Genomic DNA, 16,028 nt, shown 5'->3' on the forward strand with positions numbered 1-16,028 from the left:
CTTATTCATTATTTCAATTTTAAAAATTAATGACAACACTAGATTTTTATAAATATCAAGGAACAGGAAACGATTTTGTAATGATAGACAATCGTGACTTGAGTTTCCCAAAAGATACAGAAATCATCAAAAAACTCTGCGACAGACATTTCGGAATTGGTGGTGATGGACTTATTTTACTAGAAAATGCAGCAGAAGGAGATTTTAAAACAGATTTCAAAATGGTGTATTACAATTCAGACGGAAATGAATCTACCATGTGTGGAAATGGTGGAAGATGCATTGTATCGTTTGCCCATTTTTTAGACATTTTCGAAGATAAATGTACTTTTATGGCTATCGATGGTTTACATGAAGCTGAAATGAATTTCGGAACGGTTAAACTGAAAATGATAGATGTAGAAAACATTAAAAACATTAAAAACATTGATGAAAATTTTGAACTCAATACGGGTTCTCCTCATTTTGTGAAATATGTAGAAAATCTAGAAAATTTCGATGTTTACAACAATGGTTATTCCATCAGAAATTCTGAAAGATACGCTCAAGAAGGCATCAATGTAAATTTTGTGGAAAAAACGGATGAAAATAAAATCTTCGTGAGAACTTATGAACGTGGTGTAGAAGACGAAACCTACAGTTGTGGAACGGGTGTAACTGCGTGTTCACTGGTTTACATGCTTCAAAATCATGTAGAAAAAGTAGACGTAAAAGTTCTGGGCGGAAATCTAAAAGTATATGCAGAACAAAGTGAAAACGGATTCAAAAACGTTTGGCTAGAAGGTCCCGCAAAACAAGTTTTCAAAGGAAAAATCAATTTATAATACAATCGGCTGTCAGCATTCTGCAATCAGCTAACTAAAAATAAATGCCAAAAGCTGAAAGCTGAAGGCAGAAAGCAATAATTATTTATGAAAAAAGGATGTTCTATCATCGCCGTTATTGGGCTAATCGTTTTTTTGATTGGCGGATACTTTGTATTTAATTTTTTGAAAAAATATAAACTCGGGAACGTAGCAAAAGAAGGATATATTCTTGTTCCGACAGGTGCAAATTTCGAACAAGTGCTTGATTCTATTTCTCCTTATCTTAAAAATAAAGAAAGTTTCAAAGAAGTAGCGCTCAAGAAAAATCTTGACCAAAAAATCAAGCCTGGTCGTTATAAAATTGAATCAGGAACAGACAACACAGACTTGGTAAACATGATTAAGGCTGGAAACCAAACAGAAAGCAGTTTCAGAATTGGAGATTTCAATGATGTTTATCAAATGATAGGAAGAGTTACTAGAAAAACAGAAGCAGATTCTTTAACTTTTGTAAAAGAATTCAATAAAATTGCAGTTTCTAAAGGTTATAATAACGCCGAAGACTTAAAAAAATATTTCTTTGCAGATACTTATCAATTCTTTTGGACGGTAAAACCTGCGGAATTTTTTGAAAAATTCGAAAATCAATATCAAGAATTTTGGAACGAAGAAAGACTTGCCAAAGAGAGAAAACTCAACCTTTCTAGAGAAGAAATTTATGCACTAGCTTCTATTGTTTACAAAGAATCTGGCGGAAAAACAGACGAGCAAAAAACCATCGCAGGATTATACCTTAATCGTGTAAGAAAAGGAATGAAACTACAATCTGACCCGACTGTAATTTATGCGATTAATAAGGAAAACAACTTTACTCAAGATATTAAAAGAGTGCTTTACAAGCATCTTTCCTTCCCTTCTCCTTACAATACTTATGCAGTAAAAGGAATTCCACCGGGACCAATTTGCGTGGTCGATAAAAGTTCTGTAGATGCCGTTCTAAACGCAGAAAATAACAATTATATTTACATGTGTGCAGACCCAAAAAGAATGGGTTATCATAAATTTACAGACAATGATATAGAACATGCTGCTAATGCAAAAGCTTATCAAGATTGGCTCAATTCAAAGAACATCACCCAATAAATTAACAAAAATTTAACTTTTTTAAGTTTAACATAATTAAGATTTCTGCGTCTAATTCACAGAAATCTTTTTATTTATTAAAAATTTAAAAAAATAATCTGGAGCGAAAACTTTAGCTTCACAACACAAAAATTAATGAAGATGATTCAAACAGAAATTCTAAATTTAATTACCAAAAAAACACTAGGTCTAACTCTCGTTCTTTCTGCTGCTGCAATGGCTTTTGCGCAAGAAAAACAACAAATTTCAGGTAAAATTGTAGATGCACAAAACAATGCTGTTGCTTATGCTTCTATCTCTTTTAGCAATAAAACCGTAAAAGAAAATGCTGCGCTTTTTAGCGATGCTACTTTAACCGATGAAAAAGGAAACTTTACCATCAACCTTATTCCTGGAAACTACGAAATCACCATTGATGCAGTAGATTTCAAAAAATTAGTGGTTACCAAAAGTATCGGGCAAAATCCTAATTTAGGAAACATCAAAATAGAATCTGAGCAACAAGTTACCAGCGCTAAAACCAAAGATATAGAAGGAGTTACCCTTACTTCTACTGCAAAACCATACAAAATAGAGCTTGACAAAAGAACGTATGATGTAAACCAAGATATTATCAGCAAAGGTGGAAACCTTCAAGATGTTTTACAAAATGTACCTTCAATTTCTGTAGATACAGATGGAACAGTTTCGATGAGAGGAAGCTCTAATGTAAGATTTTTGATTAATGGAAAACCTTCTGCTTTACTTGGTATAGATGATGGTGCAAATGCATTACAATCTATTCCCGCAGATCAAATAGAAAGAATTGAGGTAATTACCAATCCTTCTTCTAAATTTGAAGCAAGTGGAACAGCTGGAATTTTAAATATTATCTTAAAAAAGAATAAAAAAATTGGTCTTAACGGAAGCGTTACAGGAACTTTAGGATATCTACCACAAACCAATCTCAATACTAATCTCAGCATTAGAAAAGGAAATCTAACTTGGTTTCTAAATGGTGGTGGTGGTTATAGAGAATCTAAAAACACTAATACAAACAAGGCTAATTATTTCAATGCAGTAGATCCTAAAGACAGAACTTCTTTTGACTTAGAATCTGTTACTAAGAATAAAAATAAAAACTATAATGCATCTACAGGATTCATTTATGATATAAATGAGAAGACTTCTGTAAACATGTCGGGAACAGTTAGAAAATTTAACAGTGAAAATGCTGGAGATATTAACTACGATTATTATTTCTTAGATGGAACTCAATCTTTTACTAAAAGAGAGAATAGAGGAAATAATGACAATCTTGCATTACAAGGAGACTTCGGATTGGATCATAAATTTGATAACAACGGACAAAACATTTCATTATCATTAAGTCTACAAAAAAATAAGTCAGAAAATGACACTCACGTAGACGAAAAAGACAATAACATTTTAGTCTTAGAAGATAAAATTAACCAAAATACTACTAACAAAAACGTCATTGGTAAAGTAGATTATGAACTTCCGATTGGTGATAAATCTAAATTAGAAGCTGGTTATAGATTAGATATTAACTCTAATAATTACTCTAATGATGTTCAAGAAAGATTATCTGCAAATTCTAATTTTGCTTACCTACCTAAATATACTTATGATGCAGATTATAAAGAAACTTTTAATGCTGCATACATACAGCTTAAAAGCAAAATTGGAAATCTAGGATATCAATTAGGTCTTAGAAATGAATATTCTAATATCGATATTAAATATCAAAATCTTATTCCTACAGATAACATTGATAAAAACAAGAGTTATAATAATTTATTCCCAAGTGTTTTCTTAAGTTATGAAATCACCAAGAGCAACCAAATTCTTGTTAACTACTCTAAAAGAATAGATAGACCTCGTTCTTTCTTTATGATTCCTAATCCAAGTTATTCTGACAATCAAAACATATTTTTAGGAAATATTGATTTAAATCCTTCTTATGTAGATTCATTTGAACTAGGATACAGCATTTCAAAAAATAAATTAACCATCAATCCTACTCTTTATTTCAAACATACAGAAGATGATGTTAAAATGCTTGTATTTGCTGACAAAGGTGTATTTAACACGAAACCTATTAACCTTGGAACTAATGACAGATATGGATTAGACCTTAACTTCAATTGGGAAGCAACCAAATGGTTAAGACTAATGGGTAATTTTGATTTATTTGGATATACTAATAAAGGTATATATTTTGATAGTAATATTTTATCAGAACCAATGTCTTTTGAAGGAAGCGGATTATCTGTAAGGTCTAGAATTACTACAAGTTTTAAAGTAGACAAAACCTTTAATTTTCAGTTACAAGGATTCTACAGAGGTGCAGAAAACACCAAAAGTACCGATAGAAGAGATATGTATGCCATTAACTTTGGTGCTTCTAAAACAGTCTTAAAAGGAAATGGAACAATTACATTTAACATTCAGGATATATTTAATACCAGAGCAATGAGAAATGTAACAAGAACTGCAGAATTTACACGTGAAAACTACATGCAGTGGCAACCAAGACAATTTGCACTTTCTTTCTCATACAGATTTAAACAAGGAGAAAAAGTAGATCAACCTAAGAAGAAAAAAGATATTAACAGCAATGACCAAGGTGGTGATGACCAAATGCCACCAATGTAATAAAAACAAAATCCGAGAAAAATTTCTCGGATTTTTTTATTTATCTAGCTTCGCTTTTTCGGCTTCGTAGATTCTTTTTCTTAAATCTGTGGAAGAAAAGCGGTGGTCTCTTTTATTGTAATAAATTTCAATTCCTTTTTCTTCGCAATATTGTCTTCCTGTGAAATCTTTGTCTTTATATTCATCACCAATAATTCTCACATCAATCACAAAAGACCTCAAAATATCTTCTAAATCCTGCTCTGTGTAATATGGAACAATTTCATCTACTGCATTCACAGCTTTTAGCTGAATATAGCGTTCTACAACCGTTTGAGTAGGTTTATTTTTAGTTGGTCTATCATACGCTGGGTCTAATTGCAGCCCAACAATCAAATAATCGCAAACCGTTTTTGCCTCTTCTAACATCTTGATATGACCTGCATGAAGCAAATCAAATGATGAAAAGGTAATTCCTATTTTTTGAGTTTTCATAGTATTTTATTTTTCTCTGGTTTCTAAATATTTTTGCCATTGCCAAACAGTTCTGAGAGCCTCTTCTAATGAAGTTTCAGATTTCCAACCGAGTTCTTTTTCGGCTTTATCAGCATTTGCATAAGCGATGGTAATATCTCCTGCTCTTCTTTCACAAATTTGATAAGGAACAGCTACATCATTCGCTTTTTCAAAAGCATGAACTACCTCTAAAACAGAACTTCCTTTTCCTGTTCCCAAATTGTAAATATCTACCAGCGTGTCGCTGGACACATTTATTAATTTCTGCAAAGCTTTTACATGTGCTTTTGCCAAATCTACCACATAAATATAGTCTCTGATTGCAGTTCCATCTTCTGTAGGATAATCATCTCCCCAAACCGAAAGTTTCTCACGAACTCCAGCTGCGGTTTGCATCACATAAGGAACCAAATTATTCGGAATTCCGATAGGCAGTTCTCCTAATTTCGCTGAAGGATGCGCTCCAATTGGATTGAAATACCTCAACAAAGTAATTTTTTTCTGATGAGCGGTTGCAAAATCTTTCAGAATTTCTTCGCCCATTTGTTTGGTTTTCCCGTAGGAAGATTCTGGCAATTTCAAAGGTGTATTTTCATCGATTGGCATTTTATCCGCTTGTCCGTAAACTGTACAACTTGAACTAAAAATAAAATTAGAAATATTTCTTTCTTTCATTTCCTGCAAAAGATTAATCAGCGAAAACAAGTTATTTTCGTAATAATCAATGGGCTTTTCTTGAGATTCGCCCACCGCTTTATACGCTGCAAAATGAATACAACCTTCGATTTTGTGAGCATCAAAAACTTGTTTCAATAATTCCTTTCTTTTTAAATCAAAAGGATAGAAAATAGGTTTTTTGCCCGTGATTTCTTCTATATTTTTAAGGATAAATCTTTCAGTATTGGATAAATCATCAATAATAACTACATCAAAATTATTATTGAGCAGTTCTACCACAGTATGAGAGCCAATATATCCTAATCCGCCTGTTACGAGTATTGTCATGATTATTTTGTTATGCTTTCAGAATTATAATTAGACTTATTTCATAAATTCCAATACAGAATCCGTAATAAACTTCAATTGCTCCTCTTCTAATTCTGTGTGCATTGGTAAAGAAATCACTTGGTCTAATAATTTATCAGTATTTACAAAATCCGCGTCATTAGACTCTTGGTAATAGGCTTTTTGTTTTCTCAAAGCCACTGGATAATAAATCATCGCTGGAATTTCTTTTTCGGCTAAGAATGCTTGTAATTCGTTTCTTTTTCCGTTCAAAATTCTGAGTGTATATTGATGGAAAACGTGAGTAGAGTTTTCTGCTCTTTTCGGTGTTAAAATATTTGGATGATTCGCAAAAGCTTTGTCATAATAATCTGCCGCACTTCTTCTTGCAGCGTTGTAAGAATCTAAAAGTGGAAGTTTCACTCTTAGAACTGCAGCTTGAACACTGTCTAATCTAGAATTCACACCTACTTCATCATGATAATAACGCTTGTACATTCCGTGGTTTACAATTCCACGCATTTTGTACGCTAATTCATCATCATTGGTAAAAATAGCACCTCCATCTCCGTAACAACCTAAATTTTTAGATGGAAAGAAACTTGTGGTACCAATAGTTCCCATAGTTCCAGATTTTTTTACTGTACCATCAGAAAAAGTATAATCTGCACCAATTCCTTGACAATTGTCTTCTACTACGAATAAATTATGCTCTTTTGCTACTTCTAAAACAGCTTCCATATTAGCACATTGTCCGAACAAATGCACAGGAATAATCGCTTTCGTTTTTGGAGTAATCGCAGCTTTTAATTTTTCAATATCAATATTGAAAGTATCATAATCTACATCTACTAAAACTGATTTTAATTTTAAAAGATGAACTACTTCTACCGTTGCCGCAAAAGTGAAATCCGCAGTAATAACCTCGTCACCAGGTTGTAAATCTAGAGCCATCAAAGCGATTTGTAACGCATCTGTACCATTAGCACAAGGAATGACGTGTTTTACACCAAGATATTGCTCTAATTCTTTTTGAAAATTCTGAACTTCTGGACCATTAATGAATTGTGCACTTTGCATCACATTGAGCACTTTTTCATCAACTTCATTTTTTATTTTTTGATACTGACTTTGTAAGTCAACCATTTGGATTTTTTTCATTTCTAAAAATTTTAGCAAAAATACGGAATTTGTAAGGAAAAATAAGTGAATTTTTTAAAATACATATTGTTGGAATATTTTAAATTCGTAGAAAATTTTGAAACGATGAAAAAAATCATTCATTTATATTTTCTCTTCATTTTTAGTTTTGTTTTTTCGCAAACAGAACTAGTTTTTGTATATTTTAAAGATAAGCCAAATGCATCTGCTTTTTTAGCCAATCCTCTTTCAGAATTATCACAAAAAGCAATTGATAGAAGGACCAATCTTGGAATAGCTATTACCGCTCAAGATGCACCAATAGAACCAAATTATATTCAGAATATTCAAAATCTGGGTTTTACGGTTAACGATAAATCAAAATGGCTCAATGGTGTTGCAGTGAATGCTACTTCTACCCAAATTTCACAATTACAGGCTCAATCTTATGTGCTAAAAGTAGAAAGTTTTGTAAAGAAAAACCCTTCTGGTAAAACTTCTAAAAAAGAGAAATTTCCAAAAAATTTATCTGCTAAAATTAACTTTAATTACGGAAATTCTTTAGCTCAAATAGAACAAGTAAACTTGAGAACACTTCATGTACAAGGTTTTACAGGCGTTGGAGTTTCCATTGCAGTCATAGATACTGGATTTCCAACAGTAAATACTGGTTCTGCATTTGCTAGAATGAGAAGCAATAATCAAATTAAACACGTTTATAATTTTATTTCAAAAAATAACGATGTTTACAATACTGCTCTTGATAGCCACGGAACAAATTGTTTGGGAATTATTGGTGGTTATATTGATGGTATTTTTGTAGGTTCAGCTCCAGATGCAAATTTTTATTTATATGCTACGGAAGTGGGTGATGAAGAAATTCCAGAAGAAGAATTATATTGGATTCAGGCAGCTGAAGAAGCAGATAGACAAGGTGTAGACCTCATATCTACATCTTTAGGTTATGCAGATTTTTTTGATGATACTCGTTACAATTATACTTACGCTCAAATGAATGGTAACACTTCTTTTATTGCAAGAGCCGCACAAATTGCTTCAGAAAAAGGAATAATAGTAGTAGTAGCTGCAGGAAATGAAGGAAACCAAACTTGGAAATATATTATTACTCCTGCTGATAATGAAAAAGTTTTTACTATAGGCGGCGTAGACAGCACAGGAAATCCTTCAGTTTTTACTTCTTTTGGACCTAATTCTGTGGGAAAAATTAAACCAGATGCTTCTGCTAGAGGTACAAGTACGTATTATACTTATAACAATGCATCTTACTCAGGAAACGGAACTTCTTATGCTACACCACTTTCAGCTGGTGGAATTGCTTGTTTACTTCAAGCGATTCCAAATTCTACCAATAGAGATTTAGTAAAAAATAGTTTAAGGAGTACTGCATCACTATCTCCAGGATATTCTGACCAGTTGGGATATGGAATTTTAAATTTTGGACAAGCATACAGTTCTTTTTTAAAAACAAATGACTATAACTTAAAAAATAAATTCATTGTATTTCCTAATCCTGCAAATCAAGAAATCAATATTTCCTCCTTAGAAAAAATTGAAAAAACATCTATTTATAATAGTTTAGGCCAATTTTTATTCGAATCAAAAACCAATCAAATTAATATTGAGAAATTAGAAAAAGGACTGTATTTTTTAAAAATCAAAACCTCTTCTTCTGAAACTGTAGAAAAGTTCATCAAAGAATAATAAAAATAAACTCTAAAAAAAGCCTTCAGAAAATCTGAAGGCTTACTTTTTACTTGGTTCTTTTTACCTGACTCTTTTACGCCGAATTTCTACTTGCATTAATATTACCGAAAAGTGAACGAGTTACCAATTTTTCGAGTACATCTCTATCTCCTTCGTTTTTCTGTAATTTCATGAGTGCATACTGCTGAATACTTAACAACGGAAGCACTATTTTTTCTCTAATTTTCACGGATTTTCTTCCTACTGGTTCTTCTTCCATCAAACTATGGAAACCTGTAATTTCGAACATCATTTCTTTAGACAATTCATACTCACTGAACAAAACTTGCCAAAACGTACCAAATTTAGGATGATTTTTCATGTAATACGTAAGCGGAAAATAAGATTTATTCATCGCCATCATAGAATTAAGCACCAACGTTTTGAAGAAATCAGAATTTCTGAATAAATCTTTTACTTCTTCTATTCTGCCTTCGTCTTTTAATTTTTTAATTGCTGTTCCAAAACCAAAAAATCCTGGTACATTTTGTTTCAGTTGGCTCCAACTTCCCACAAAAGGAATCGCTCTTAAATCTTCAAACTTTAATTCATTTCCTGCACCACGTTTACTCGGTCTACTTCCTATGTTGGTTTTTCCGTAATATTGAAGCGTACTTATTTCTTGTAAATATGGTACAAAAAGTGGATTTTCCTTTAAATCAACATACTTCACATAACTCAATTCTGCCAATTCTTCGATTAAAGTTCTTTCTTTTTCGGTTAAATCTTTTTTGTGATTTTTAAAAACTTCATTCTCGATTCCAGCAGTCAAAAGTTGCTCAAAATTATATTTCGCTTGATCTTTATTTCCAAAAACCGAAGTAATGGTTTGACCTTGAATGGTCAATTCTATTTTGTTATTGGCGATAGTTTTTCCTTGGCTTGCGTAGAACTGGTGCGTTTTACCACCACCACGAGCTGGAGGTCCACCTCTACCGTCAAAGAAAATTACTTTTACATCATTCACTTCAGAAATTTTAGAAAGTCTTTCTTTGGTAGCATAAATTTCCCAATTGGCTTTTAAATAACCACCATCTTTGGTTCCATCAGAAAAACCGAGCATAATCGTTTGTTCTCTTTTTCTCTTCGCCAAATGTTTTTGATAAACTTCATCATTGTATAAATCCTGCATCACTTTTTCTGCATTTGCAAGTCCTTCCATAGTTTCAAAAAGCGGAACAATATCTATGTTGATGTCTTCATCTTGATAACCACACACTTTAAATAAAGCGAAAACATTCATCACATCTTCTACGGTATCAGAATTAGAAATGATGTAACGGTGCATTCCTCTTTCACCATTTTTCACCTGAATTTCCTTAACATTGATGACACTTTTTAGGGTTTCTTTGATAATTTCATCTTCGAAATCACTCGGATTAGCCAGAATATGTTCAGAAATCAAGATATTTACTTTTTCAGAATTGGTAAGTTCTGCAACATTTTGCTTAGAATATTTAGTCACCAATTCATCTATTACTTTTTGGTGAATTCTGCTATCTTGACGAATATCTAAAGTTGCAAAGTGTGTCCCAAAAATCTTAACTCGGTCTCTGTAATCTACCAAAATATTGGTAAAAAGTCCATTATGCTGAGTTTTCAGAATATGTTCCGCTTCTGATAAATATTTTAAAATCGTTTCGCTAGAAATAGAGTTTTCGTTTTTGAAAATATTATTGTACAATTCATTGCTCAATTTTTCTAAAACTTCTGAAACGCCTCTAAAACTTAATCTTCTTCTTAAATCTTTTAAATGATTGTAATAATTTTTGAGAATAGAATTTCTGAGTTCATTGGCAACTTTCAGCGTAACATCTGCCGTCACAAAAGGATTCCCATCTCTGTCTCCTCCTGGCCAAAAACCTAATTGAAAAACGTCTTGGTGAATATCAAAAGATTCACTTCCGAAAGATTGTTTCAGTTTTTTATACAATTCCCCAATGGTGTCATAATACACATATCTCAAGTAGAAAATAATGCTCAAAGCTTCATCTAGCGGAGTTGGTCTTTCTTTATTTACAAAAGGAGTTTTCCCTAACTGCTGAAGCAAAAGGTCTATTTCATTGATTTCATCTTTTAAAATAGCAGAACGTAAATCATGCAAAATTCTTTGTACAGCATTCGGATAAAACTGTGTAGGATGCGCTGTAAAAACCACTTTTATGGCAAAATCTTCTAATTTTTCGCGAACTTTTCCTAATTTATGTTCTTGCAAAGCACGTTCATGCAATTGCATTACTGTTCCTGCATCACTTTCTGAATGCAACTGTTGAAAAGCAGCATCTTCTATACTGTCAAAAAGCACCACTTGCCTTTCAATGTATTGAATAATCTTAAAAAGCAGTTCCTGCTTCTGTTCTTCTGTGGTAACTTCTGTATGTTTTTTGAAGAATTCTTCTACAATTTCCTCTGGAGATTTTCCTTCTTCGTAACCATCTCTACTTTCTTCATAAAGAAACGGCAAAAGCATTCCGATGTTGGTCATTTTATCATACGGAAGGCTCATAAAAAGGCTGTTATAAATCTGAAATTTATTTTCTACAACCTGACGAAATTTTTCTAAACGGGCTTCATTAATCATGAAACAAAGGTATTAAAAACTCTTTATTTATAGCATATTATTGAAATTTTCAATCTTAAATTTTTATTAATTTTCATCACTTTCGGAATCTTATTTCGTAATTTTGGGAAAAAATTTATTGATATGTTAAATTTTGAATTTAAAAATCCTACAAAAATTATTTTCGGTAAAGGCGAAATCGCTAAAATTTCTAGAGAAATCCCGAAAACAGAAAAAATATTAGTGCTTTACGGAGGCGGAAGTATTAAAACCAATGGCGTTTACGACCAAGTAAAATCTGCTCTTGAAGGTTATCAGTGGGAAGAATTCGGGGGAATTCCTGCAAATCCAGAATACGAAGTTTTATTAGAAGCTTTAAAAATTATTAAAGAAAAAAACATCACTTACATGTTAGCAGTAGGTGGTGGTTCTGTAATTGATGGAGTTAAATTCCTTTCTGCAGCAGCCAATTATGAAGGAGAACCTTGGGATATTTTAAAAAATGGAATTAGAACTGAAGAAGGAAAAGGTTTACCATTTGCTTCTGTACTTACGCTTCCTGCAACAGGTTCTGAAATGAATTCTGGCGCAGTAGTTTCTAGAAGAGAAATCGGTCAGAAATTAGGAATGGGAGGTCCTGGTTTATTCCCACAGTTTTCTATTTTAGATCCGGAAGTAATTCGTTCGATTCCTAAAAAACAAATTGCAAACGGAATTACAGATGCTTACACTCACGTTTTAGAGCAATATATGACCGTAAAAACTTCTGCTACACTTCAAGACCGTTTTGCAGAAAGCATTTTACAAACTTTACAAGAAATTGCTCCAAAAATGATGGAAGAAGAATTCGATTATGATTCAGCTGCTAATTTTATGTGGAGTTGTACCATGGCTTTAAACGGATTGATTCAAAAAGGAGTCATTTCTGACTGGGCAATTCACGGAATTGGTCACGAATTAACCGCTCAATTTGGTATAGACCACGCTAGAACTTTAGCCATTATTGCACCTTCTCATTACCGTTATAATTTTGAGGCTAAAAAAGAAAAATTAGCACAATATGCAGAACGAGTTTGGAATGTAACCGAAGGCACTACCGAAGAAAAAGCATTGAAAGGAATAGAAAAAATGGAAGCTTTCTTCCAAAGTTTAGGGATAAAAACCAAATTATCTGAGTATACCGAAAACTACCAAGGAACAGCAGAAAAAATTCAAGAAGCTTTCATAGCTAGAAATTGGTTAGCGATTGGCGAAAAAGGTATTGTAAAACCAGAAGATGCTAAAAAAATTGTAGAAATGGCGTACTAAAGAACTCGTTCATTATATGCTCAAAATAACTTTCACAAAATCACAGAATTCTCTGTGATTTTTTTTATTTTTGAAAAAAAGTAAAAATGAATGTATTAGCAGAGAATAAGACCGTTTTAGCACACAATGATTTCTTCGAAATTCTGAGAAATGTAGAATACAAACGTTTAGATACACACAAGCAAGTTTATCTAGATTTTACGGGAGGAAATCTCTATGCTAAATCACAGATTTTGGAACATCAAGATTTGTTGATTAATAATATTCTCGGCAATCCGCATTCTACCAATCCTACTTCTCAATTGTCTACAAAATTGGTAGAAGAAGCCAGACAAAAGGTGATTGACTACTTCAATGCGGAAGATTACTACTGCATTTTTACGCAAAACGCTTCTAATGCATTGAAAATTGTAGGAGAATCTTATCCTTTCAACGAAAAATCACATTTCTTACTTCTTGCAGACAACCATAATTCAGTAAATGGAATTCGTCAATTTTGCCTATCAAAAGGCGGAAAAGTTACTTACGCTCCTATCTATTATCAGGATTTAAGAATGGACGAAAATTTCGTGATGGAAAAACTTCAAGAATCTGAAAATTTTGAAAATAAACTCTTCGCTTTTCCTGCTCAGTCAAACGTTTCTGGCGTGAAACACGATTTAGGTTGGATTAAAAAAGCTCAAGATTTAGGTTGGGATGTTTTACTAGATGCAGCTGCATTTGTCCCGACCAATCAATTGGATTTAAAAGAAGTGAAACCAGATTTTGTATGTGTTTCTTTTTATAAAATTTTTGGTTATCCTACAGGAATTGGTTGTCTTTTGGTAAATAAAGAAAAGTTTAAAAAACTACAAAAGCCTTGGTTTGCAGGTGGAACCGTAAGTTTGGTTTCGGTAAATGCCATTCATCATTTTTTGATTAATAACCATGAGAGATTTGAAGATGGAACGCTCAATTATTTAGACATTCCTGCGGTAAAAATTGGTTTAGATTATATCGAAAATATAGGAATTCAGCGCATTAATGAAAGAGTTGCTTCACTTAGAAAATATCTATTCGAAAATTTAGAAAGTTTACAACACGATAATGGCAGAAAATTAATTCAGATTTTCGGACCAAAAGACCATCAAAATCTTGGAGGAACCATTATTTTAGGTTTTTATAATCAAGAAGGCGTTCGTTATGAATTCGAGCAAATAGAAGAAATGGCGAATCAACATAACATTTCGTTGCGTTCAGGATGTTTCTGCAATCCCGGTATTGACGAGGTTAATAATTGCTTAACAGACAATGAATTAGCAACCTACTACTCTTCTCACGAACAAGGTGATTACAAAGACATGATTAAATTTTTAGGAAAAATGCGTGGCGCAACCAGAATTTCTGTAGGAATTGCTACAACTAAAAATGATATTGATAAACTGATGAATTTCATGAGAGAATTACTCAATAAGTAATTTGGGTTTCCCTAAATTTGAAAAGTTTATCCTAATATTTTTATCATGAAGAATTTTCTTAAAATTTCATTCCTCTTTTTTGTATTTATTTTCGGTTCTCTAACTGCTCAAAAAGCAGATTTTTATGATGATATCCAACATTTTAAAAAATTAGATGTAGAAAAAACGCCACCAAAAGATGCTATCCTTTTCTTAGGAAGTTCATCTTTTACCATGTGGAAAGACGTAGCAGATTATTTCCCTGACAAAACCATTATCAATAGAGCTTTTGGAGGTTCTAGATTACTTAATCTAAATTACTATGCCGAAGATTTACTCAATCCTTATCAACCGAAACAAGTGGTGATCTATTGCGGCGAAAATGACATTGCACATGCCGAAAAACCTTCTGCAAAAGAAGTATTTAAAAGATTTAAACAATTTTATAAAACGGTAAGAGCTCATTATCCTGAAGCAAATATCGTTTATGTTTCCATCAAATATTCGCCAAGTAGAGAACAATATTGGCCGACCATGAAGCAAGTGAATAAAAAAATTAAAAACTTCATGAATGCTAAGAAAAATGCAGAATTTATAGACATTACAGAAAGTATGAATGATGAAAATGGCAACGTAAGAAAAGACATTTACTTAGAAGACATGCTACACATGAAACCTGAAGGCTATAAAATCTGGACCAAAGTGATGTATCCTTATTTAAAATAAAAACTTTAAAAACCAATAACCATGAAAAAACTAATGATTTTCCTTTTTTCAGTGATTTCCATTTCTATTTTTTCTCAAGAGAAAGAGACTAAAGAAGATGTTAATAAAATGATTGAAAGCATTAAAAAAGAAATTGCCGACAAAACTTGTAAATGCATTGATTCTGTAAAAGATGAAGTCATTAACCGTAAAAGAAAAGAAAATATTGAAGGAATCAACGGCTGCGTAAAAGAATATACTGGAGCTTACATGTTAGGTAAAAAATTAGCAGCAGTAGATAAAACCAAAGACAGCAATATCAACATTAACTTTGACGAAAAATCCCAGAATTACCTAGATTCAAAAAGAGAATTAGAAGATTATTTGATGGCAAATTGCGAATCGATGAAATTCGTATTAGCGACTAATGATAGAGAAAATGAGAATTCGCTTTCTCAAAATCCAAAAGCTAGAGATTATTATACAAAAGGTGTAAATCAATCTAACAATAAAAACTACACAAAAGCATTAGAATATTTTCTTTTAGCAGTAAAAGAAGACAGCAATTTTCCTTTTGCATGGGATAATTTAGGATATTGCTACAGACAATTAGGAGAATATGAAGAAGCGATAGAAGCTTATAAAAAATCTATCGAATTAGACCCAAATCATGCATTTCCTATTCAAAATTTGGCTGTTGCATACACCTATAAAAAAGAATATCAAAAAGCTATTGACACCTTTGAACTTCTCAAAAAATTAGACTCCGAAAATCCTGAAATCTATTATGGAATTGGTCAAATTTACTTTCAGTATTTAAAAGAATATGAAAAAAGTCTAGATTATATGTGTAAAGCTTTTAATCTTTATATCAAAAATAACTCTCCTTATCGTGCAGATGCAGAAAACATCATCAGATACAATTTTGCAGAGATGAAAAAACTTGGCAAGGAAGACAAATTTTATGAAATTTTAAAAGCCAATAACATTAATACAAAATAAAAAACC

The 16,028-nt window shown here is 32.2% G+C and carries 12 protein-coding genes; 8 read left to right on the forward strand and 4 right to left on the reverse strand.

Features of this window, described 5'->3' with window-relative positions; translation table 11 throughout:
• Positions 1-29: 29 nt before the first annotated feature.
• The 3 genes from dapF to C3729_RS08415 all read left to right on the forward strand — a co-directional run bounded on the left by dapF (position 30) and on the right by C3729_RS08415 (position 4,607).
• Positions 30-824 carry a diaminopimelate epimerase gene (dapF, locus tag C3729_RS08405; RefSeq protein ID WP_104793755.1) on the forward strand — a complete coding sequence of 265 codons (795 nt, stop codon included), beginning with the start codon at positions 30-32 and terminating at the stop codon, positions 822-824.
• An 87-nt stretch (positions 825-911) separates the two neighbouring features.
• Positions 912-1,949, forward strand: a complete 1,038-nt coding sequence (gene mltG, locus C3729_RS08410) for an endolytic transglycosylase MltG (protein WP_104793756.1) — start codon at positions 912-914, stop codon at positions 1,947-1,949.
• Between the two features lie 141 nt (positions 1,950-2,090).
• The gene (locus C3729_RS08415) at positions 2,091-4,607 is read left to right on the forward strand and encodes a TonB-dependent receptor domain-containing protein (RefSeq protein WP_411266655.1); all 2,517 of its coding nucleotides are present in this window, start codon (positions 2,091-2,093) and stop codon (positions 4,605-4,607) included.
• Positions 4,608-4,643: 36 nt separating this feature from the next.
• On the opposite strand, the gene C3729_RS08420 is transcribed toward C3729_RS08415, so the two are convergent.
• Genes C3729_RS08420 through C3729_RS08430 form a run of 3 tightly spaced genes read right to left on the reverse strand, consistent with a single transcriptional unit; the run spans position 4,644 to position 7,268 of the window.
• Entirely contained in the window at positions 4,644-5,081 is a 438-nt protein-coding gene (locus C3729_RS08420; RefSeq protein WP_069798309.1) for an adenylyltransferase/cytidyltransferase family protein, read from the reverse strand.
• 6 nt (positions 5,082-5,087) lie between these two features.
• Positions 5,088-6,107, reverse strand: a complete 1,020-nt coding sequence (galE, locus tag C3729_RS08425; RefSeq protein WP_104793758.1) for a UDP-glucose 4-epimerase GalE — start codon at positions 6,105-6,107, stop codon at positions 5,088-5,090.
• A gap of 36 nt (positions 6,108-6,143) precedes the next feature.
• On the reverse strand, positions 6,144-7,268 hold the full coding sequence (locus tag C3729_RS08430) for a DegT/DnrJ/EryC1/StrS family aminotransferase (protein WP_104793759.1): 1,125 nt from the start codon (positions 7,266-7,268) through the stop codon (positions 6,144-6,146).
• A gap of 105 nt (positions 7,269-7,373) precedes the next feature.
• Between C3729_RS08430 and C3729_RS08435 the strand changes: the two genes are divergently transcribed.
• On the forward strand, positions 7,374-8,969 hold the full coding sequence (locus C3729_RS08435) for a S8/S53 family peptidase (protein ID WP_104793830.1): 1,596 nt from the start codon (positions 7,374-7,376) through the stop codon (positions 8,967-8,969).
• A 76-nt stretch (positions 8,970-9,045) separates the two neighbouring features.
• Here C3729_RS08435 and C3729_RS08440 read toward each other — a convergent pair whose 3' ends face one another.
• Entirely contained in the window at positions 9,046-11,592 is a 2,547-nt protein-coding gene (locus tag C3729_RS08440; RefSeq protein ID WP_104793760.1) for a phosphoenolpyruvate carboxylase, read from the reverse strand.
• A 123-nt stretch (positions 11,593-11,715) separates the two neighbouring features.
• Here C3729_RS08440 and C3729_RS08445 point away from each other — a divergent pair, with 123 nt between their 5' ends.
• From C3729_RS08445 to C3729_RS08460, 4 genes are all read left to right on the forward strand, one after another.
• Entirely contained in the window at positions 11,716-12,879 is a 1,164-nt protein-coding gene (locus tag C3729_RS08445) for an iron-containing alcohol dehydrogenase (protein WP_104793761.1), read from the forward strand.
• A gap of 86 nt (positions 12,880-12,965) precedes the next feature.
• Positions 12,966-14,336: an aminotransferase class V-fold PLP-dependent enzyme gene (locus C3729_RS08450; RefSeq protein ID WP_104793762.1), complete on the forward strand. Its 1,371-nt coding sequence runs from the start codon at positions 12,966-12,968 to the stop codon at positions 14,334-14,336.
• Positions 14,337-14,381: 45 nt separating this feature from the next.
• Positions 14,382-15,041, forward strand: coding sequence for a GDSL-type esterase/lipase family protein (locus C3729_RS08455; protein WP_104793763.1), 660 nt, complete (start codon positions 14,382-14,384; stop codon positions 15,039-15,041).
• Between the two features lie 21 nt (positions 15,042-15,062).
• Positions 15,063-16,022 carry a tetratricopeptide repeat protein gene (locus C3729_RS08460; RefSeq protein WP_104793764.1) on the forward strand — a complete coding sequence of 320 codons (960 nt, stop codon included), beginning with the start codon at positions 15,063-15,065 and terminating at the stop codon, positions 16,020-16,022.
• Positions 16,023-16,028: the final 6 nt, after the last annotated feature.

The sequence above is a fragment of the Cloacibacterium normanense genome (assembly GCF_002943105.1).
Lineage (GTDB): Bacteria > Bacteroidota > Bacteroidia > Flavobacteriales > Weeksellaceae > Cloacibacterium.